21 protein-coding genes and 1 pseudogene are annotated in these 19,656 nt (G+C 70.7%); 13 read left to right on the forward strand and 9 right to left on the reverse strand.

Features of this window, described 5'->3' with window-relative positions; genetic code table 11:
- Nucleotides 1-56 precede the first annotated feature (56 nt).
- On the forward strand, nt 57-986 hold the full coding sequence (locus tag ADL01_RS39265; RefSeq protein WP_053746870.1) for an alpha/beta hydrolase family protein: 930 nt from the start codon (nt 57-59) through the stop codon (nt 984-986).
- Nucleotides 987-1,004: 18 nt separating this feature from the next.
- On the opposite strand, the gene ADL01_RS39270 is transcribed toward ADL01_RS39265, so the two are convergent.
- Together ADL01_RS39270 and ADL01_RS39275 are read right to left on the reverse strand one after the other, a co-directional pair.
- Nucleotides 1,005-1,529: an SRPBCC family protein gene (locus tag ADL01_RS39270; protein ID WP_053746871.1), complete on the reverse strand. Its 525-nt coding sequence runs from the start codon at nt 1,527-1,529 to the stop codon at nt 1,005-1,007.
- Between the two features lie 58 nt (nt 1,530-1,587).
- The gene (locus tag ADL01_RS39275) at nt 1,588-3,336 is read right to left on the reverse strand and encodes a SpoIIE family protein phosphatase (protein WP_199835110.1); all 1,749 of its coding nucleotides are present in this window, start codon (nt 3,334-3,336) and stop codon (nt 1,588-1,590) included.
- A 462-nt stretch (nt 3,337-3,798) separates the two neighbouring features.
- Between ADL01_RS39275 and ADL01_RS39280 the strand changes: the two genes are divergently transcribed.
- Both ADL01_RS39280 and ADL01_RS39285 read left to right on the forward strand, forming a co-directional pair.
- The gene (locus ADL01_RS39280) at nt 3,799-5,055 is read left to right on the forward strand and encodes an acyltransferase family protein (RefSeq protein ID WP_234354958.1); all 1,257 of its coding nucleotides are present in this window, start codon (nt 3,799-3,801) and stop codon (nt 5,053-5,055) included.
- A 276-nt stretch (nt 5,056-5,331) separates the two neighbouring features.
- Nucleotides 5,332-6,696 (forward strand): Tat pathway signal sequence domain protein, encoded by a 1,365-nt coding sequence (locus ADL01_RS39285; RefSeq protein ID WP_107091122.1) that lies wholly within the window; start codon nt 5,332-5,334, stop codon nt 6,694-6,696.
- Nucleotides 6,697-6,709: 13 nt separating this feature from the next.
- Here ADL01_RS39285 and ADL01_RS39290 read toward each other — a convergent pair whose 3' ends face one another.
- Nucleotides 6,710-7,204, reverse strand: coding sequence for an MFS transporter (locus tag ADL01_RS39290; RefSeq protein ID WP_053746873.1), 495 nt, complete (start codon nt 7,202-7,204; stop codon nt 6,710-6,712).
- Nucleotides 7,205-7,243: 39 nt separating this feature from the next.
- Here ADL01_RS39290 and ADL01_RS44340 point away from each other — a divergent pair.
- Together ADL01_RS44340 and ADL01_RS39300 are read left to right on the forward strand one after the other, a co-directional pair.
- A pseudogene (locus ADL01_RS44340) lies at nt 7,244-7,411 on the forward strand (ArsR/SmtB family transcription factor); the annotation flags it as partial.
- A gap of 166 nt (nt 7,412-7,577) precedes the next feature.
- Entirely contained in the window at nt 7,578-8,510 is a 933-nt protein-coding gene (locus ADL01_RS39300; protein WP_199835118.1) for a glycosyltransferase family 2 protein, read from the forward strand.
- A gap of 42 nt (nt 8,511-8,552) precedes the next feature.
- On the opposite strand, the gene ADL01_RS39305 is transcribed toward ADL01_RS39300, so the two are convergent.
- Nucleotides 8,553-10,295, reverse strand: a complete 1,743-nt coding sequence (locus ADL01_RS39305) for a bifunctional 3'-5' exonuclease/DNA polymerase (protein WP_053746874.1) — start codon at nt 10,293-10,295, stop codon at nt 8,553-8,555.
- A gap of 88 nt (nt 10,296-10,383) precedes the next feature.
- On the reverse strand, nt 10,384-11,118 hold the full coding sequence (locus ADL01_RS39310) for a Clp protease N-terminal domain-containing protein (RefSeq protein ID WP_053746875.1): 735 nt from the start codon (nt 11,116-11,118) through the stop codon (nt 10,384-10,386).
- Nucleotides 11,119-11,199: 81 nt separating this feature from the next.
- On the opposite strand from ADL01_RS39310, the gene ADL01_RS39315 reads away from it, so the two are divergent.
- On the forward strand, nt 11,200-12,363 hold the full coding sequence (locus ADL01_RS39315; protein WP_053746876.1) for a DUF2786 domain-containing protein: 1,164 nt from the start codon (nt 11,200-11,202) through the stop codon (nt 12,361-12,363).
- A gap of 24 nt (nt 12,364-12,387) precedes the next feature.
- Here the strand turns inward: ADL01_RS39315 and ADL01_RS39320 are convergent, their stop codons facing one another.
- The 3 genes from ADL01_RS39320 to rpmB all read right to left on the reverse strand — a co-directional run bounded on the left by ADL01_RS39320 (nt 12,388) and on the right by rpmB (nt 13,640).
- On the reverse strand, nt 12,388-12,909 hold the full coding sequence (locus ADL01_RS39320; protein WP_053746877.1) for a hypothetical protein: 522 nt from the start codon (nt 12,907-12,909) through the stop codon (nt 12,388-12,390).
- A gap of 174 nt (nt 12,910-13,083) precedes the next feature.
- Nucleotides 13,084-13,389 (reverse strand): 30S ribosomal protein S14, encoded by a 306-nt coding sequence (rpsN, locus tag ADL01_RS39325; RefSeq protein WP_053746878.1) that lies wholly within the window; start codon nt 13,387-13,389, stop codon nt 13,084-13,086.
- Nucleotides 13,390-13,403: 14 nt separating this feature from the next.
- Nucleotides 13,404-13,640 carry a 50S ribosomal protein L28 gene (gene rpmB, locus ADL01_RS39330; RefSeq protein WP_053746879.1) on the reverse strand — a complete coding sequence of 79 codons (237 nt, stop codon included), beginning with the start codon at nt 13,638-13,640 and terminating at the stop codon, nt 13,404-13,406.
- A 61-nt stretch (nt 13,641-13,701) separates the two neighbouring features.
- Between rpmB and rpmG the strand changes: the two genes are divergently transcribed.
- The 5 genes from rpmG (at nt 13,702) to ADL01_RS39355 (ending at nt 16,170) form a co-directional block, all read left to right on the forward strand.
- The gene (rpmG, locus tag ADL01_RS39335; protein WP_053746880.1) at nt 13,702-13,866 is read left to right on the forward strand and encodes a 50S ribosomal protein L33; all 165 of its coding nucleotides are present in this window, start codon (nt 13,702-13,704) and stop codon (nt 13,864-13,866) included.
- Between the two features lie 9 nt (nt 13,867-13,875).
- Nucleotides 13,876-14,124 (forward strand): type B 50S ribosomal protein L31, encoded by a 249-nt coding sequence (locus ADL01_RS39340; RefSeq protein WP_053746881.1) that lies wholly within the window; start codon nt 13,876-13,878, stop codon nt 14,122-14,124.
- Nucleotides 14,125-14,171: 47 nt separating this feature from the next.
- Nucleotides 14,172-15,377 carry a CobW family GTP-binding protein gene (locus tag ADL01_RS39345; protein WP_053746916.1) on the forward strand — a complete coding sequence of 402 codons (1,206 nt, stop codon included), beginning with the start codon at nt 14,172-14,174 and terminating at the stop codon, nt 15,375-15,377.
- Between the two features lie 6 nt (nt 15,378-15,383).
- The gene (gene rpsR / locus ADL01_RS39350) at nt 15,384-15,617 is read left to right on the forward strand and encodes a 30S ribosomal protein S18 (RefSeq protein ID WP_053746882.1); all 234 of its coding nucleotides are present in this window, start codon (nt 15,384-15,386) and stop codon (nt 15,615-15,617) included.
- 274 nt (nt 15,618-15,891) lie between these two features.
- Nucleotides 15,892-16,170: a DUF397 domain-containing protein gene (locus ADL01_RS39355; protein WP_053746883.1), complete on the forward strand. Its 279-nt coding sequence runs from the start codon at nt 15,892-15,894 to the stop codon at nt 16,168-16,170.
- Between the two features lie 108 nt (nt 16,171-16,278).
- Here the strand turns inward: ADL01_RS39355 and ADL01_RS39360 are convergent, their stop codons facing one another.
- The gene (locus ADL01_RS39360; protein ID WP_053746884.1) at nt 16,279-16,767 is read right to left on the reverse strand and encodes an ATP-binding protein; all 489 of its coding nucleotides are present in this window, start codon (nt 16,765-16,767) and stop codon (nt 16,279-16,281) included.
- Nucleotides 16,768-17,135: 368 nt separating this feature from the next.
- On the opposite strand from ADL01_RS39360, the gene ADL01_RS39365 reads away from it, so the two are divergent.
- Together ADL01_RS39365 and ADL01_RS39370 are read left to right on the forward strand one after the other, a co-directional pair.
- Nucleotides 17,136-17,960: a helix-turn-helix domain-containing protein gene (locus ADL01_RS39365; protein WP_053746885.1), complete on the forward strand. Its 825-nt coding sequence runs from the start codon at nt 17,136-17,138 to the stop codon at nt 17,958-17,960.
- 95 nt (nt 17,961-18,055) lie between these two features.
- Nucleotides 18,056-19,525, forward strand: coding sequence for an aldehyde dehydrogenase family protein (locus ADL01_RS39370; protein WP_053746886.1), 1,470 nt, complete (start codon nt 18,056-18,058; stop codon nt 19,523-19,525).
- Nucleotides 19,526-19,656: the final 131 nt, after the last annotated feature.

Raw genomic sequence — 19,656 nt, forward strand, 5'->3', positions numbered from 1 at the left:
ATCGTAAGCGGAGCAACGTTCCGCTTGTGCGTTCCAGTCTAAAGGAAGTACGCGTCATGAGTGAAACCCCTGTCCTCTCGATCGCCCCGGTGGTGCTGCCCACCCCCGACCGTGCTGTGGACCTGCGGCTCCGGATATCCGCTCCCGCGACAGGCGACGGCGAACTGCCCGTCATCCTCCTCTCGCACGGCCAGGGCCACTCGAACAACCTCTCCTCGCTCAACGGCTACGCCCCCCTCGTCACCTACTGGGCGGCACACGGCTTCGCCGTCATCCAGCCCACCCATCTCAGCTCGACGACGCTGACCCTGCCCGCGTCCACCCCGGGGGCGCCGCTGTACTGGCGCTCACGCGCCGAGGACATGACGCGCGTCCTCGACCGGCTCGACGAGATCGAGGCCGCCGTCCCGCAGCTCGCCGGGCGCCTGGACCGGGGGAAAGTCGCCGTGGCCGGGCACTCCATGGGCGGGCACACCGCGAGCCTGCTGCTGGGCGCCCGCCTCACCGACCCGGACGACGGAACGGAGGTGAACCTGACGGAACCCCGGATCAGCGCGGGCGTACTGCTCGCCGCGCCCGGCCGAGGAGGCGACGCCCTCACCGGACACGTCGCGGAGAACTGGCCGTTCTTCGCGACCACGGACTTCTCCCGCATGACGACACCGACGCTCGTCGTCGCCGGCGACAAGGACGCCTCCGCACATCTGACGGTCATGGGCCCGGCCTGGCACACCGACCCCTACGTCCTCGCCCCGGGCCCGAAGTCCCTGCTCACCCTGTTCGACGCGGAGCACGGCCTCGGCGGCATCTCCGGATACGACGTCGCCGAGACCACGGACGAGAACCCGGCCCGGGTGGCCGCGGTCCAACGCCTCACCTCGGCCTACCTCCGTACGGAGCTCTACCCCGGGGACACCGCCTGGCAGACGGCGCGCGACGAACTGGCGGCCGGCGCCGACCCGCTCGGCCGGGTCGAGTCCAAGTGACCCGGTGACCTACCTGGCTCAGGCGCCCCGCTCGAGGGTCCGCGCGAGGATTCCGAGCGTCGCCCGCAGCGCGCCCTCCTGGAGGAGCGGGAAGATCCCGGCGGACCGGTAGCGCTCGTGGATCTGGCTCCAGTCGCAGTACGAGGTCACCTCGGTGCCGGTGCCGTCCTCGGTGGGGCGCAGGCGGTAGCCGAAGTGGTGGTTGACGGAGGGCTGGAGTTTGGCGGACGTCGGGGTCCACTCGATGAGCGTGTCCTGCTCGAACCGGGTGATCTCCACGGTGACGTCGTACCGGCCCAGCGGCCGGTCGTTCAGCGCCTCGCGGTCCATGTGGACGACGAACGAGTCCCCGACCGCGCGTACGGCGTCCCCGTCGGCGGCCTGGAGCATGCCCGAACTGTCGATCGTGACATGCCCGTCGGGGTCGCAGAGGAGGGCGAATATCCGGGCCGGGGACGCCGCGACGATACGTGTCACCTCGAGCCGCTCCTCCTGGCCCGCTTTCTCGGTCTGCTCCACCTGATCCGCCTGGTCCGTAGTCATGACTTCCCCGCACTCTCTCGCTCGTCTGCTCGCGTCTGCTGTCGCGGCCGCGCGAATTCTAGTTGTATCTGGCAGCGACCAGGGCGATGTCGTCCTCGGGGTCGTCGGGGGCGACCAGGTCGAGGACTTGGTCGAGGAGGTCCTCGGGGGCCGGGCAGCCGCGGACGCGGGTGAGGCGGCGCAGGGAGGCGTCGATGTCCTCGTGGCGGCGTTCGATCAGACCGTCGGTGTAGAGGAGAAGGGTGTGGCCCGGCTCGCAGGGGGCCGTGAGGGAGACGTACTGGCTGTGCCCGGTACCCAGGGGCGGTCCGGGTGGGACGGGCAGGAGTGTGGCCCGGCCGTCGGGGCGGAAGACGACGGGAGGCAGGTGTCCGGCGCTGGCGTAGGTGCAGATGCCCCGGCGCGGGTCGGCGATGGCGATCACGCAGGTCGCGGGACGGTCGGCGGCGGTGGTGTGCAGCAGGTGGTCGAGTTCGAGCAGGATGCGGTCGGCGCCGGGTTCGCGGGCGGCGACCACGCGCAGCATCGCCTGGTAGCGGCTCATCGCGACGGCGGCCTCCAGACCGTGGCCCATCACGTCGCCGAGGGCCAGCAGCGTACGTCCGTCGTCGAGGGCGACGGTCTCGAACCAGTCCCCGCCGACGAGCACCCCCCGCCCGGCGGGCCGGTAGCGGTAGGCGACGTCGATGTCCGGGTGTGGGCTGCCCGGCTCGGCCAGCAGGGCACGCTGGAGCTGGACGACGGAGTTGTGCTCGGTGGTGTAGCGGCGGGCGTTGTCGAGGCTGATCGCGGCCCGGCCGGCCAGGTCCTGGGCGATCACGGCGTCGGTCTCGTCGAACAGGGGCGAGTCGCCCGCCCGGACCATGGTGACGGTGCCCACGTGGTGGCCGCGCGCGGTCAGCGGCACGATCAGGGCGGAGTGAATACCGGCGGCCAGATAGGCGCCGACGTTCCCGGTGTGGGCCCCGGCGCGGCCCATGTCCTGCTCGTCCATCAGGTTGTCGATCACCGGACGCCCGGCCGCCAAACAGCGGACGACGGAGGAGCTGGGCTGGTGGTCGACGTACTCGCCGGGCCGGCCCAGTGGCCGCATCACCGTCTCCAGCTCGGGCACCGCCGCCAGCGCCACCCGGCGCAGCCGCAGTGATCCGTCGCGGGGCGCCCGGCCGGCGCCCGGCTCGGGGAGGACCTTCACGGTGGCGGCGTCGGCGAGCTTCGCCACCAGGAACTCGGCCAGCTCCTGGCAGGTGGTGTCCATGTCCAGGGTGGTGCCGACGCGGGTGGCGGCCTCGTCGAGCAGGGCGAGGCGCTCGCGGGCCCGCTCCAGCTCCCGCTGCTCCTGCCGGGCGGCCGAGATCTCCAGCACGATGCCGACGAGCCCCAGGGTCCGGCCGTCCTGCCTCAACCGGTGGTAGGCACCGTGCCAGTAGCGGCGTTCCAGGGGGGAGTCGGCCTGGGTGTGGCCGCTGGAGATCGTCTCGCGCGGGATGCCGTCGGCGATGACGGCACGCAGTACGTCCTCGCCGGCCTCGACCCCCGGGACGACCTCGGCGACGGTACGGCCGATGTGGTCGGCCGCCGGTACGCCGTTCATCCGGGCCAGGGTGTCGTTGACGTACCGGTAGCGCAGTTCGGTGTCGAGGACGGCGATAGCGGCGGGGGTCCCGTCGAGGACCTGCCCCAGCAGCACCTGCACCCGCGCCGACCAGACGCTCCAGAACGCGGGATCGCCTTCCGGCGGAGCCACGCCGGTGGCCTCGCTCTCGCCCTTGCCCGCGCTCTCGCCGCCGGCCCGCTGCCGGTCCACTCCAGCATCGGATCACGAGTCGTGGGGGAGCGCATGTGGAGGTGGGGGAGACGCGTTGTCAGTGGTGGCGTGCGTGGAGGAAGGGGAGCGCGGCGTCGAGGTGACATCCGACACTCCTGGCTGAGCCAGCCGAGTCGGCCAAGTGCCGAGGTGCAAATCGGTTCCTATGCGATCAAAATTTCCGCATTTGTGAATCGTTGGGCAAGCCCGGACCTAGATCAAACGCCAATGAGACCTAAATCTCCTATTTTCTCGCGGAATTTGGCCGTTACCCTCTACAACTCTGGATCTGAGTCGGCAGTCCTTGTGTGTGGGCGTGTGTGGGCCATGAGGTTCTACGGTGCTCGCGGGTTTGCCGTGACTGCTGCTGGGCAAGCGTCCGCCGCTCCACCGTCGGCTGCTCTCAACGTTTCCGGGGTGTGGGTGGGGGTACGGAGGGGGGCTTTCCGATGGAGGAATCAGGTGTCGATGCACGGCGCGGACAGTGGGCCGCCGACCGGCGGGAGCGTCGTGGACGGGATGCACAAGGTGATCCCCTCGCCGCGACAGCCCCTCCCGCTCGCGACGACCGACCAGGCGTCCGGGTCCGCCGTGCCGACGCGGAAGCCCACTCGGGTCGCCGGGAAGCACGCCGCCATCCCGAGACGCGGTGACCGTCGGCTCTACGCCATCGACGGCCTCCGCCTGCTCGCCGCCCTCTTCGTGGCCGTCCACCACTACGCGGGAACCCGGCGCCTCGACCAGCCGGGCAACGCGATCTGGGGCCGGTCGGTGTCCGAGATCATGCCGACCTGGTTCCGGTTCTCCGCGTACGGCTGGATCGGCGTCGAGATCTTCTTCGTGATCAGCGGCTTCGTGATCTGCATGTCGTGCTGGGGCCGCACCCCGCGTCAGTTCTTCACCTCCCGCGTGATCCGGCTCTACCCCGCGTACTGGTTCTCCATAATCTTCACCTCGGCCGCCCTGGTCGCCCTGCCCGGCGTGTGGGAGCGGGGCCGGGCGCGCGAGGTGCTGATCAACTTCACGATGCTCCAGTCCGGCTCCCGCGTCGGGAACGTCGACGGCGTGTACTGGACCCTCTGGTCCGAGCTGCGCTTCTACCTCCTCTTCATGGCCGTCGTCGTGACCGGACTCACGTACCGCAAAGTCGTGGTGTTCTGCTGCCTCTGGGGCGCCGCCTCGATGATCGCCCCCGCCGCCGGCTTCCAGCCCGCGACGCTGATCATCAACCCGGAAGGCTCCTGGTACTTCATCGCGGGCCTCGCCCTCTACCTCATGCACCGCTTCGGCCCCGACCTGCTGCTGTGGGGCATCCTCGGCCTGTCGTGGATGATGGGCCAACTCGAAATCGGGCATCGCATCGACACGATCGAACGGGTCTCCAGCTGGCGCGGAAGCGTGCTGATCTTCACCGTCTTCCTGCTGTTCATGGTCGCCGTCGCCCTCGGCTATACCGACCGCGTCCGCTGGAAGTGGCTGGTCACGGCGGGTGCGATGACCTACCCGTTCTATCTGATGCACTACGTCGTCGGTACGACGATCATCAGCCGGCTCCGCGACACCATGGACCCCCGGCTCCTCATCGTGTCGCTGATCGCAGGCTTCCTGGTGCTGAGCTGGCTGGTGCACAAGCTCGTGGAAGCGCCTCTGGCACGGCTGATGAAGCGAGGGCTGGACACGTCGTTCGCGCGGCTGCGCAACGCCTCGGCCACGCCCTGACCGGCCGACCGCCTCTTCGTCGAAACCCTGGGTCACCCTCCCGGCCCGGGGTTTCCTCGTTCCCCGGACAGGCCGACGGACAGTCCAACCCGCGTACACCTCAGGGACGTTGACCCGCACCGGGCGCACCAGCAGAATGAGCCCCGCGCGTTCATGAGAGCGCTCTCGGCCTCGCAGAGGAGACCCATGAACGGCAGGCCCGACAGCTCAGATCCGTCCGACAGCTTCGATCCGTCCGACAGGTCAGCTGTCCGGAGCCCCGCCCTCAGCCGCCGTATGCTCATCGGCGCCGCCGGCCTCGGTGCCGTGGCGCTCACGGCGGCGGCCTCGGGCCCAGCGGGCGCCACCGGCACCCTCACCGGCTCCGGGAGTTCCGCGCGGCGCCACGCCCACGCCTTCCTCACCGCCGCCATGGACGCCTACCCCGACCACGGCGACCTCAGCCTCACCCAGAGTTACACCGACCAGGCGGGCCTGTTCAGCACGGCGTTCACCTACGACAACGCCCTCGCGATCCTCGCCCACCTCGCCACCCGCACCGACACGGGCCGGCGCCGGGCCGTCGCCCTCGGGGACGCCCTGCTGTACGCGCAGGCCCACGACCCGGCGTACGACGACGGCAGGCTCCGGCAGGCCTACAACGTCGGGCCGTACGTCTTCTTCGACGGCGTCGCGCAGCCCGACGGGTTCGTGCGGGCCGACGGCACCGCCAACGTCGGCACCCAGTTCGGGTTCACCGGCACCGCCGTGGGCGACATGGCCTGGGCCGGGATCGCGCTCGCCGCGCTGGCCCGGCGGACCGGAAAGCGCCGCTTCCTCGACGGTGCCGTACGGATCGGCACCTGGATCGAGGTGAACGGCCATGCGGACCAGCCCCTGGGCGGCTACCGGTTCGGAGTCGACGGGGCGAACGCGAAACTGCCGTTCAGCTCGACCGAGCACAACACCGACCTGGTCGCCCTCTTCGGACAGCTCGCGCTGCTCACCGGGGACCCGGTGTGGCGGCGACGGCGGGCGACGGCGCGGGCGTTCGTCGAGAAGATGTGGGAGCCGGCCGGCACCTCGGGCGCCGGGTTCTTCTACACGGGCACCAACGACGGTGTGAGCGTCAACAGGTCCCCGATCCCCGAGGACGCCCAGACCTGGACCCACCTCGCCCTCGGCTCCCGCCGGTACTCCCGTTCACTGGACTGGGCCGCCGCCGAACTGGCGGTCCTGGACCGGTCCGACCGCCCGAACAGCACGGTGCCCGCGGGACAGTCGTACGAGGGAGTCACCTTCAGCTCCGCGAGCCCGCTGGCGAACGAGGACGCCCCGATCGCCGAGTTCCAGCCCAGGCCGGACCGCAACGGCGTCTGGTTCGAGGGCACCGCGCACCTCGCCCTCGCCCTCCGCGACCGCGCCGGACACGGCGACGAGGCACGCGCCCACCGGCTGGTCGCCTCCATCGAGCGGGCCCAGGAACTCCTCGGCACCGGCCAGACCGTCGGCACCCGCACCCTGCCCGAACGCGCCGGAGTCGTCTCGGCGAGCAGCCCCCTCGACACGGGCTTCGGCTTCGGCTACTACCCGTACCGGCACACGGGCGCGACCGCCTGGTACCTGCTGGCGGCGACCCGAACGAACCCGCTCCGAGCCTGACGCCCCCGGACAGCTACCTGAACGCGTCGGCTCCCACGTTCTCCGCCCGACCGGCGACACCGGGAGCGGCTGCCCGCGGCCCCGACGGCGAACCGCCCCGTGCCCCCGCCACCGCGACCCCGAGCCCGGCGACGGCGAGCGCCGCGCCGACCCACAGCGGGGAGACGAAGCCGTACCCGGCGCCGAGGGTGAGGCCGCCGATCCCGGCGCCGAGCGCGTTGCCGACGTTGAAGGCGGCGATGTCGGCGCCGGAAGCCATGGTGGGCGCGTCCGAGGCGTACTTCATGGCGGCAACGACCCGGCCGACCATGAGCAGCGAGTACGTCGGGGCGAGGGCGGAGATCAGGTTGCCGACGATGAACAGCGTCATCAGCCCGACGAGAACCTTCTTGCGGTCGAAGCGGGCGATCGCGGCGGTGAACCCGAGGGCGCCGATCGCGACGCTCAGCGCGTGGCCGGAGATCAGGTATCCGGCCACGGACTCGGAGACGTCGAAGTCGTCCGCCACCTCGGGCAGCAGTCCTACGATCCCGAACTCCGTGAGGTGGCCAAGACCGGGCTCGCCCAGTCCACCGTTTCCGCCTCCATGGCCACGCTCGAACGCGCGGGGCTCGTCCGGTCCACGCGCGTCGGCGAGTGGACCCACTACCGGCGCGACGAGGAACGCATCGCCTGGCTCGTCGAGGAACTGCGCGGCGGCGTAGGAAACGTGTGATCGTCCCTACAAGGTCGTCCGGGCATGGCTTCCGGTCCGCTGGGTAGCGTGCACTGAGCTGGGGCCTGGCTCCGATGCACCCCGTAGGGTGCGGTGCTACGCAGAAGAGACGTACTCAATGCGTACTTAATACATCCTTACTGTAAACGGATAGCATCCGACCGCGATGATGCACGTCGGTGGCCGGAACGAGGTGGGTCTGGTGGGTGGCATGGCGGTGGAGCCGCGTATCGCGGTGGCCGTGGTGACCATGGGAAACCGGCCCGTCGCGCTCAACGCGCTGCTGGAGTCGATCGCCAAGCAGGACCTCGCCCCCGACCGGATCGTGCTGGTCGGCAACGGCTGTCCGCTGCCCCAACTCCCCGGCCTCTCCGGCGAGGTCACCACCATCGAGGTCGACGAGAACCTCGGCTGCCCGGGCGGCCGCAACGTGGCCCTGGCCCGCCTGCGGGAGTTCGGCGACATCGACGTCGTGGTCGACCTCGACGACGACGGCCTGCTCATCGACCCCGATGTGCTCAGCCGCGTACGGGACCTGTACGCCGCCGACCCCCGGCTCGGTATCGTCGGCTTCCGCATCGCCGACGAGAACGGGGTGACCCAGCGCCGGCACGTACCCCGGCCCGGCGCCGGCGACCCGATGCTCGGCGGATACGTCACCCAGTTCCTCGGCGGCGGCCACGCCCTGCGCATGACGATGCTCGACGAGACCGGCGACTGGCCCGCCGCCTTCTTCTTCGCCCACGAGGAGACCGACCTCGCCTGGCGGGCCGTCGACGCCGGCTGGAAGATCCTCTACGAACCGCGTCTTCTGCTGCGCCACCCCAGCACCTCGCCCGCCCGGCACGCCATCTACCACCGGGTCACCGCCCGCAACCGGGTCTGGCTGGCCCGCCGCAGGCTGCCGCTGCCGCTGATCCCGGTGCACCTGGGCGTGTGGCTCGCGATCACCGTCCTGCGCGCCCGCTCCACCGGGGCGCTGCGGGCCTGGTTCGGCGGCTTCACGGAGGGCCTGCGCGAACCGGCCGGCGAACGCCGCCCGATGCGGTGGAGAACCGTCTGGAAACTGACCCGACTGGGCCGCCCGCCCATCCTGTGAACCCCGCGAGCAGTCCCGCGACACAGCACCCACCGCCCCCCCTCACTTCGCGTCCGCATAACACTCCACCACCGCCGTACTGAACGGAAACCGCACCGGCGTCTCGCCGAACGTCAGCCGCCCCGCCAGTTCCGCCGCCTCCCGGATCGCCGCCACGACCGTCTGCGCCTCCTCCTCGGGACAGTGCACGATCACCTCGTCGTGCTGGAAGAAGACCAGCTCGGCCGCCATCCCCGCACAGCTCCGGCGCAACGCGGCGAGCAGCAGCAGCGTCCAGTCGGCGGCGCTGCCCTGGACGACGAAGTTGCGCGCGAACCGGCCCCGGGCACGGGAGTTGGACGAGGCGTACCCCGGCACCCACTCCTGCGCCCCCGTCCCGCCCGCGCCCCCGGCGGGGTCGGCGCCGCCCTCGTCCTCCGCGGACGGGATGCCGGCCTCCTCCGCCGAGTCGTCGTCGGTGTCGGCCCGCACCGCCGGCGGACACGTACGCCCCAGCCAGGTCCGCACGAGCCGCCCCTCCTCTCCCGCGCGCGCCGCCTCGTCCACGTACGCCACCGCCTTCGGGAACCGGCGTCTGAGCGCGGCGAGGTTCTTGAGGCCGTCGCCGGAGGTCTGCCCGTACACCGCGCCCAGCACGGCGAGCTTGGCCTGTGCCCGGTCGCCGGAGAACGCGCGGTCGGAGACGGACTGGTAGAGGTCGCTCTCCCGCCCCGCGACCTCCATCAGCCCGGGGTCGCGCGAGATCGCGGCGAGGACCCGCGGCTCCATCTGGTCGGCGTCGGCGACGACGAGCCGCCATCCCGGGTCGGCGACCACGGCCCGCCGGATCACCTTGGGGATCTGCAACCCGCCCCCGCCGTTGGTGACCCAGCGCCCGGTGACCGTCCCGCCCGCGAGGAACTCGGGCCTGAACCGTCCGTCTCGCACCCAGTCCTGGAGCCAGGACCAGCCGTGCGCGACCCAGATCCGATACAGCTTCTTGTACTCGATCAGCGGCCGCACCGCCGGATGGTCGATGCTCTCGATCTCCCATCTCCGCGTCGACCGCACCTTGATCCCGGCCCGCGCGAAGGCCTTGACGACTTCGGCGGGCAGATCCGGCCGCACCCGGTGTCCGAACGCCGCCGACACCTCGTCCGCCAGCTCGGCGAGCCGCCGGGGCTCACCACCGCCCGCGTACCGCTCGCCCAGCAGTTCGTGGAGCAGGTCGCGATGGACGTCCGCGCGCCAGGGCAGCCCCGCCGCGTTCATCTCGGCGGCCACCAGCATCCCCGCCGACTCGGCCGCCGTCAGCAGCCGCATCCGGTCCGGATGCGCGGCCCGGTCGTGCCGACGCTGCTGGTCGGCGTACACCTCCAGCAGGTCCGCCAGCGGCACGTGCACCGGCCCCGGCTCGAAGAGCGGCGACTGCGCGCCGGGTTCGGCGGACCGCTGCGGCGGATCCGGCGGTACGGGGCCACCGCGCAGCCGGGCGAGCGCCGCCGCCGCGGACCGGGGCTCGCCGAGCCGCCCCTCGTGCCCGAGCAGCAGCGTCTCGGCGTCCTCGATGTCGTAGCACCGCTCGACTCGCACCCCCGTGGCGAGCAGTCGCGGATAGACCTCGGCGGTGGACCGCCACACCCACCGCGTGACCTCCGGCCGGCCCCGGACCGCCGCGCCGAGATCCCCCTCCCGGCGCACCGGCCCGGCGGGCAGCCCGTCCGGACCGAGGGGGGCGATCTCCACGCCACCGTCCTCGGCCGGAGCGAGCGCCCACCGCTCGGCCGTCTCCGCCACGCCTGCCATGTCCGAGAGTGTGGCAGGGGGGTCTGACAATGCCCCCGAACAGCCCCCCTGACCAGCGCTTTTCGACCCTGCCCCGGCAGAGTCGCTGTCAGCCCTTCTCCTCGAACCCCGCCGTGATCTTGGCGAGGGCCGTGGTGACGTAGTCCTCCGTCGCCGGCTTGGTGAGGCCGAGGCCGGAGAGGAGTCCTTCGCCGTTCTCGAACTCCAGCAGGGCGAGCAGGATGTGCTCGGTACCGACGTAGTTGTGGCCCAGCCGCAGGGCCTCGCGGAAGGTGAGTTCGAGGGATTTCTTCGTGTCGGCGTCGAAGGGGATCAGGGCGGGGACGCTCTCGCTGCTCGGCGGGAGGCCGGCGGTCGCGGCCTCGCGCACGCTGTCCAGGGAGACGCCCTGCGCGGTGATCGCCTTCGTCCCGAGGCTCTCCGGCTCGGCGAGGAGGCCGAGAATCAGGTGCTCGGTGCGGATCTGGTCGTTGCCGGCGGCCCTGGCCCCTTCCTGGGAGACCACCACCACGTTCCTGGCCCGTGGCGTGAAGCGGCTGAAGCCCTGGCTCGGGTCGAGGTCCGACTCGGCCTTCGGCACGAACCGCTTCTGCGCGGCCTGCCGGGTGACGCCCATGCTCCTGCCGATGTCGGTCCAGGAGGCACCGGAACGCCGTGCCTGGTCCACGAAGTGGCCGATCAGATGGTCCGCCACCTCGCCGAGGTGATCAGCCGCGATCACCGCGTCCTGGAGCTGCTCGAGAGCGTCGGTGTGCACTTTCTTGATGGCCTCGATGAGGTCGTCGAGGCGTACGGAGGCCCTGACGGGCTGATTGGTCGTCATGTGTCAACCCTAGGTTGTCAGCAAGAAGGGTGTCAACCCAAAGTTGACAGTTGGGGTCGGTGAACATGGCACGATCGACGGGTGACCAGCAGCCCGCCCAGCACAGCCGTCGAACGAGCGTTCCAGGCCGCCCTGTACGCCGACACGGACACCACCCTCGACACCGGCGCGTCCCTGCTCGCCGCAGACCGGGCCTCGGACGCCGAACTCGCCCGGCGCGGCGAGGAGTTCGTGGCGTCGGCCTGGCGGCGAGGCTGGCAGCCGGCCGATGTCGTACGCCTCGTACGACGCGAGCTGGACGACGTACATGTACGCCTCGTCTCGACGCTGATCACATCCCAAGCGCCGAACGACCGACCCCGGGGCCCGCGCTGGACGGACCAGTTGGCGGACCTCACCGCGACCCCCGCGCCGCCGCGCACGGACCGCTTCACGCACGCGACGACGGTTCTGGAGCTGTACCGCCTGCTACTGACCCTGCCCACGCTGGAGTCCCTGGACGAGCCGCAGGCCAGGCCGGGGGAGGGCACCCGTCAGGCGCGCCCGGAGTCCCGCATGCTGCCCCGCATCCGCGCGCTGCTGGCGAAGGCGGAGGCGACCGGATTCCCCGAGGAGGCGGAGGCACTGAGCGCGAAGGCCCAGGAACTGATGGCCCGGCACAGCATCGACGAGGCGCTGCTCGCGGCCGGCGCCCCGGCACCCGACGCCCCGCGCGCGCGGCGCCTCGGTGTGGACGCCCCGTACGAGGAGGCGAAGGCGGTCCTCCTGCACGCGGTGGCCGACGCGAACCGCTGCAAAGCGGTGTGGAACGAGGCCCTGGGCTTCTCCACGGTGGTGGGTTTCGAACCCGACCTGGAGACGGTGGAACTCCTCTACACGTCCCTGCTCGTCCAGGCCACGACGGCGATGACCAAGGCGGAGGCCGCCCAACGGGCGAACGGCCGCAAGCGGACCAAGACCTTCCGTCAGTCCTTCCTGGCCGCCTATGCCCACAAGACAGGCGCCCGCCTGGCGGCCGCTGCGGCAGCGGAGACGGCGGACGCGGCAGCGACGCGGACCTCGGCTGCCCTGCTCCCGGTCCTGGCCACCCGGGACCTCGCGGTGACCGCCCACCTGGACGAGATGTTCCCCACGACCACGACGACGCGCCTGCGGGGCGTCACGGACGAGGCGGGCTGGACGGAGGGCACAGCGGCAGCCGACCGGGCGGCCCTGCACGCCCGGCCCCGCCTCCCGGACGCCTGACGCGTACGGCTGGCTCCTCGACCGTCAGGACCCCAGCCCCGCCGTCGGCAGCCCCGACGGAAGCTGCCCGCCCTCCGCCCTCGTGTACGTCTCCGTGCCGAGGGCGCTCTCCCAGGTGACCTTCATCGACGTCTTGCCGACGGAGTCGACCATCCCCTCGGCGCGGTCCTTGTTCCCGTCCGAGCAGGTGAGGCGGATCATCTGCATCCCCGCCTCGTTGCCCGCCGTACCGCTGCACATGGTCCCTCCGGTGGCGAACACCCCGGCCTTGGTCCCGGTGATCACCAGCGCCACGGCACTGCCCTTGCTGGTGGTCAGCCAGCTGCCCGTCAACCCGCTGCCCGAGGTGGGCGTACCGCTGGTGCCCCCGGTGCCGGCGGTCGGGTCGGCGGAGGGTGACGAGGCGTCCGAGTCCGGAACCCTCGCCCCCTCGTCGGAGCCCCCGCCGTCACCGCACCCGGCGAGCAGCAGCACGGCGGCCACTCCGGCCACCGAGGCCGTACCGGCCCTGCGCGCCAGCACGCGCGCGTACGTCACCGAAGTCACCGAAGCTCCCCACCAGTAGCCGTTGAATACCCTGCCCGCAGCGGTCCGAGGGCCGCAGGGGCATGCCTAGTATCGCGTTGTCGGACAACCGGGTTGTCAGGTCTACCGGCGGCCGGGCGGGATGTCGGGCCTGCGGAGGCCGTACAAGACCGACCTTCGGCCGACCTTCGGGCCTCACCAGGAGGACTTGCGCACCCCTGGCAGGAACCCCGCGTGCGCCTGCTCCCGCAGGCCGACCCGGGACAGGCCGAACGCCCGGAAGTATCCGCGGGGCCGCCCGTCCACCTGGTCCCGGTTACGCACGCGCGTGGCGCTCGCGTCCCGTGGCTGCCGTTCCAGCTCCCGGCGCGCTGCCGTCCGTTCCGCGTCCGTCGACGCCGGCCGCCGGATGATCTCCTTCAGCTCGGCCCGCCGCCGCGCGTACCGCGCGACGATCTCCTGCCGCTTCTCGTTCTGCGCGATCTTGCTCTTCTTGGCCATGGTGTTCGCCCCCCTCAGACCTTGACCCCACGGGCCCGGATCCGGGCCACCGCCGCCTCGACACCGATCGTGTCGACGGTCTTGATCCCCTTCGTGCTCAGCCGCAGCCGGACATGCCTGCCCTCGGTCGGCAGCCAGTAGCGCTTCGACTGGATGTTCGGGTTGAAGCGACGTGACGTACGCCGATGGGAGTGGCTGATGGTGTTGCCGAAGCCCGGCTGGGCGCCGGTCAGCATGCAGTGGGCGGACAAGGTGACGCACCTCTCTCGGTCGCGTTATGCAAATGGAAGTCGTTTTCAGTAAGATAGCAGCATGGCTCGCAACGAAATCCGGCCGGTCATCAAGCTCCGGTCCACGGCCGGGACCGGCTTCACCTACGTCACCCGCAAGAACCGCCGCAACGACCCGGACCGTATGACCCTGCGCAAGTACGACCCGGTCGCGGGACGTCACGTCGACTTCCGAGAGGAGCGCTGATCAGCCGCCATGCGTGAAGGAATCCACCCGGCGTACGGGCCCGTCGTCTTCCGCGACCGGGCCGCGAACCACGCCTTCCTCACCCAGTCCACGATGACCAGCGAGAAGACGATCGACTGGGAGGACGGCAATACCTACCCCGTCGTCGACGTCGAGATCTCGAACGTCAGCCACCCCTTCTACACCGGCACTGCCCGCGTCCTGGACACGGCCGGCCGCGTGGAGCGCTTCCAGCGCCGGTACGGCAAGAACGACTAGCGACGACTGGCTACGACTAGCAAGGACTGAGGGAAACACACGTGCAGGTGCATGAGTACGGGTTCGGGCCCTCCGGGGCTCACGAACTCTCCGTGGCGATCGTCGGCGGGCTGCACACCGACGCTCGCAAGGCGACCGTGGCGCGACTGCTCGCCGACGTCCCCGGCAGCGTCGTACTCCACCACGACCTCGCCACGGCCGTGGCCGGCACGGTCGTGCGGACCGTCAGTGACGCCACCGGCATCCTCTCCGCGGGCGAGGCGCCCCTGGTCAACGACTGCGCGTGCTGTGCCCTGCGCGAGGACCTCGTGCCGGAGCTGCGGCGGCTCGCGGACGCCGGGCTGACCCGGCTGGCGATCGTCGAGCTGTGGGACTCCGTCGAGCCCAAGGCGATGGCCGAGGTGGTGACGGCCGGCGGCCTCACGGTCACCGGCGTCATCACGGCCGTCGACCCGGCGCTCCTGCTGCCCTACCTCGGCAACGGCGACGACCTGGCCGAAGGCGGCCTCGCCGCCGCGGCCACCGACCAGCGCACGGTCGCGGACACCTTCGCCCGCCAGCTGGAGTACGCCACCGTCCTCGCCCTCGTCGACTCCCCGGAGGCCGACGACGAGGACCGCGAGCTGCTCGCGCAGCTCCACCCGACAGCCCGCCAGGTCCCCGTCTCGGGCGGCCACCCAGGGGACCTGGCGGGCGCGCCCGACGCCTCCGGGCTCTCGCCCCTCGCCTCCGCCGCCCTCGCCGGATTCGACGTCGAGTCCGCCGCCGCCGCTCAGCACCCGGCGTGCGCGCTGCTGCCGGCCGAGGCCGACGCGCACGGCGTGTCGACGCTCGTGTGGCACCGGCGCCGCCCCTTCCACCCGGAGCGGCTGTACGAGGCGCTGGAGGACCTGACCTGCGCCGCGGCGCGCAGCCGGGGCCGGTTCTGGCTCGCCGACCACCCCGACACGCTGCTCCACTGGGACGCGGCGGGCGGCGCGCTGTGCGTGGAGAGCGTGGGCCCCTGGCTCGCCTCGCTCCCGGACGCGGCCTGGGACATGGTCGAGCCCGTACGCCGGGCCGCCGCCGCCCTCGACTGGCACCCCGAGCACGGCGACTGCTGCCAGCACCTGGTGTTCACGTCCCCCGGCCTCGACCGCGACGGACTCGAACAGCTCCTGGAGTCCTGCCTGCTCACCGACGCCGAGTACGCCGGCGGACGCACCGCCTGGAAACGCCTGCCGCCCGCCTTCGACACCCTCCTGGAGGTCTGACCCACCATGGCTCGCACGATCGAACGCAAGCCCCTCAAGGCCCGTCCCAACCCGCTGGACGCCGCCAAGATCACGTACATCGACTACAAGGACACGGATCTGCTGCGGAAGTTCATCTCCGACCGCGGCAAGATCCGCAGCCGCCGGGTCACCCGGGTCTCGGCCCAGCAGCAGCGGCTGCTCGCCCGCGCGATCAAGAACGCCCGCGAGATGGCGCTGCTGCCGTACGTGTCCCGCTAACCCCCCGCCCCCACCCCACCCACCTGCACCCCCGTCTCCAGAGGCCCCAGGAGACGGGGGTGCGGACGTGCGGGGGAACGCTCGGGGCCGCGTGTGCGTCAAGGTGTGTAGCGGAGCGAACACCCGGCGTGCACGTGCATCTGCTCGTGCCCATGCACATGCATATGCCCGCGTATTCGTCCATGCCCTTGCACATGAACAGAGTTATGATCCCGGCACAGTTGACCACCGCACCAATGGCCTCACCAGCCAGTGCACCACCAGGGAGCGACCTGTGGACCACGACGTGTACGGCGTTGGCGCAGCCGATGAGTCCGGCGTGTACAACGGCATGGCCGCCCCGCTGCTGGACGGGGTCGCAGCCTGGCAGAAGAGCCGGCACAGCAACTCGCAGGGTTCCTGCGTGGAGTTCGCGCGGCTGCCCGGCGGCGAGGTGGCGGTGCGCAACTCGCGCTTCCCCGACGGTCCGGCGCTGGTCTATACGCGCGCCGAGATCGAGGCGATGCTCCTGGGCGTCAAGGACGGCGAGTTCGACCATCTGACAGCGAGCTGACCGCCCCGTAGTCGTCCCGGCCCCCGCGCCGGACGAAACGGGGCGTCATCGTCGTATCGCCCAGGGTGACGCGCGTAGAACCGCGGCGCGCAGAAGCGCCGCGGTGCCTCACTCGGCGGAGTGCAGCCCGAACAGCGCCCAGACGACCTTGCCGCCCAGCGTGCCCGAGAGCGGGTGCCAGCCCCAGCTGTCGCTGAACGAGTCGACGAGGAACAGACCGCGTCCCGACTCGGCCGAGAAGTCCTCCGAGAACTCCTCGGCGTCGTACGCCACCGGGCACTCCCGGCTCGGGTCGCGCACCGCGCACACCAGCCGCTCGGTCCAGCGCATCAAGTGCAGCCGTACGAGGGGTTCATGGGCCGGCGCGTGCGCGGCGTCCGTGGGCAGCGCGTGCCTCAGAGCGTTGGTGACCAGCTCGGAGACGACCAGGCAGACGTCGTCGAAGCGGTCGTCGATGTCCCACTGGCCGAGTGTTCTACGGCTGAACTGCCGGGCCTCGCGCACCGCTTCGTAGCGGGCGGGCAGGGCGCACGACGCCGCGTTGGACACGGTCGAGGGATCCAGTGGCGGAAGCCCCTGCCTTAAAGGCTCGAGCATGGTCGATCCATTCGTCCCCATGCGAGGCACTCCCGGGAGATCGCGGTCGTTGCGATGCAGTCATTGCGATGCAGCGGTGGCGCGAGACCATGGTTTCGGATGCTCCCTGCGGATGCAAGGGCAGATGCACGTGCACGTGCCTGAATTGGACCCTCCCGTACCGCTTCTTGGTCATTTTTTCCGCCAACATTTCACCTCTGGCCGGTCTTCCCCTTGCCTTGTCCTGTGCGTACGCTCTGACGTCTTCCCATTTGAGTAACCGGACGAGTACTGCTCGGAGTGATTTAGTGGCAGACTGCGGCCCCTGGAGAGGCTTGGGGAGGGTGGCGAACGTGAGCGCGGGAGAGCCTGGATCGGTGGTGCGGCGCATGCTGCTCGGATCACACCTGAGGCGACTGCGTGAGGCACGGGGCATCACGCGGGAGGCGGCGGGTTACTCGATCCGTGCGTCGGAATCGAAGATCAGTCGTATGGAGCTGGGCCGGGTGAGCTTCAAGACACGGGACGTCGAGGACCTGCTGACGCTGTACGGCGTCAACGACGAGGCCGAGCGCAACGCGCTCCTCTCGCTGGCCAGGGAGGCCAACGTCGCGGGCTGGTGGCACAGTTACTCGGACGTCCTGCCGAGCTGGTTCCCCACCTATGTGGGCCTGGAGGGCGCGGCCTCACTGATCCGCGTCTACGAAGTGCAGTTCGTGCACGGCCTGTTGCAGACCGAGGCGTACGCGCGTGCCGTCGTCGAACGCGGCATGAAGGGCGCGAGCCCCGCCGACATCGAGCGCCGCGTCGCCCTGCGCCTGGAGCGGCAGAAGTACCTCCTTTCCACCGGCGGCCCGGAGTTCCACGTGGTCCTGGACGAGGCCGCCCTGCGCCGCCCGTACGGCGACCGCGAGGTGATGCGCGGCCAGCTCCAGCACCTGATCGAGATCTCCGAACGGCCCAACGTACGGCTGCAGATCATGCCGTTCGGCTTCGGCGGGCACTCCGGCGAGAGCGGCGCGTTCACGATCCTGAGCTTCCCGGAGTCGGACCTGTCCGACGTGATCTTCCTGGAGCAGCTCACCAGCGCGCTGTACCTGGACAAGGCGGAGGACGTCACCCAGTACGAGAAGGCGATGAAGGAACTGCAGCAGGACAGCCCCGGGCCGGACGAGAGCCGGGACCTGCTGAGGGGCCTGCTGCAACTCTCCTGACCGGGGGCCCCGATGATCCCCCAACTCCCTTTGATCGCACGTACGATGACGTGCGATCAGACCGTGATACGGCATTGAGGGATTTGAGGGGTCACATGCCAGCGCCTGAGTACTACTTCACCGACCTCGCGCAGCAGTACATAGGCGGTGAGTGGCGCCCGGGCACCGGCTCCTGGGACATCATCGACTTCAATCCCTACGACGGCGAGAAGCTGGCCTCGATCACGATCGCCACGGTGGACGAGGTCGACGAGGCGTACCGCGCCGCCGCCGCCGCCCAGAAGGAATGGGCCGCGACCAGCCCGTACGCCCGTCGCGCGGTCTTGGAGAAGGCCCTGCGGATCATCGAGGACAGCGAGTCGGAGATCGCCGCGGCGATCAACGCCGAACTCGGCGGCACACACCTCAAGGCCGGCTTCGAACTGCACCTCGCCAAGGAGTTCCTGCGCGAGTCGATCCGCCTGGCGCTGACCCCCGAGGGCTGGATCGTCCCGTCGCCGGTCGAGGGCAAGGAGAACCGCGTCTACCGCGTCCCGGTGGGCGTCGTGGGCGTGGTCAGCCCCTTCAACTTCCCCTTCCTCCTCGCCCTCAAGTCCGTCGCCCCGGCCCTCGCGCTCGGCAACGGCGTCGTCCTCAAGCCGCACCAGGAGACCCCGGTCGTCGGCGGCTCCCTGGTCGCGAAGATCTTCGAGGACGCGGGCCTGCCGCCCGGCCTCCTGAACGTCGTCATCACGGACATAGAGGAGATCGGCGACGCGTTCATCGAACACCCCGTCCCGAAGGTCATCTCCTTCACTGGCTCGGACACCGTCGGCCGCCATGTCGCCGCCGTCTGCGCGCCCCTCTTCAAGAACGTGGTCCTCGAACTGGGCGGGAACAGCGCCCTGGTGGTCCTGGACGACGCGGACATCGACTACGCGGTCGACGCGGCGGTCTTCAGCCGGTACGTCCATCAGGGCCAGGTCTGCATGGCCGCGAACCGGATCCTGGTGGACCGGCGAATCGCCGACGAGTTCACCGAGAAGTTCGTGACCAAGGTGCGGTCCCTGAAGGTCGGCGACCCGAGCGACCCCGCGACAGTGATTGGCCCGGTCATCAACTCCTCTCAGGCGGAGGAGATTTCGGACGTGGTGCGCCGGGCGCTGGAGGAGGGCGCGACGGCCCTGCTCCACGGCGCGACGACGGACAACCTGGTCGAGCCCTCGGTCCTGACCGACCTCCCCGCCGACTCCCCCCTCCTCCAGGAGGAGATCTTCGGCCCGGTGGCCCTCCTCGTCCCCTTCGACGGCGAGGCCGAGGCGGTCCGCCTCGTCAACGACACGCCGTACGGCCTCAGTGGCGCGGTCCACACGGCCGACGTCGAACGCGGTATCGCCTTCGCCAAGCGGATCGACACGGGCATGTTCCACGTCAACGACGGCACGATCCACGACGAGCCCCTGGTCGCCTTCGGCGGCGAGAAGTCCTCGGGCATGGGCCGCCTGAACGGCGAGGCGGCGGTGGAGGCGTTCACGACGCGGAAGTGGATCTCGGTGCAGCATGGTCGAAGCCACTTCCCGTTCTAGAAGTTCTAGGGGCTCTACAACTTCTCGGGACTCCTCGCGTCGACCGGGGGCTTGCGGACAGATCCTGACCGCAAGCCCCCGTAACTTCATCGGTGTCAGGCGGCGACGCCCCCACAACCCGATGAAAGGCG

Source organism: Streptomyces sp. NRRL WC-3618, assembly GCF_001280005.1.
Lineage (GTDB): Bacteria > Actinomycetota > Actinomycetes > Streptomycetales > Streptomycetaceae > Streptomyces.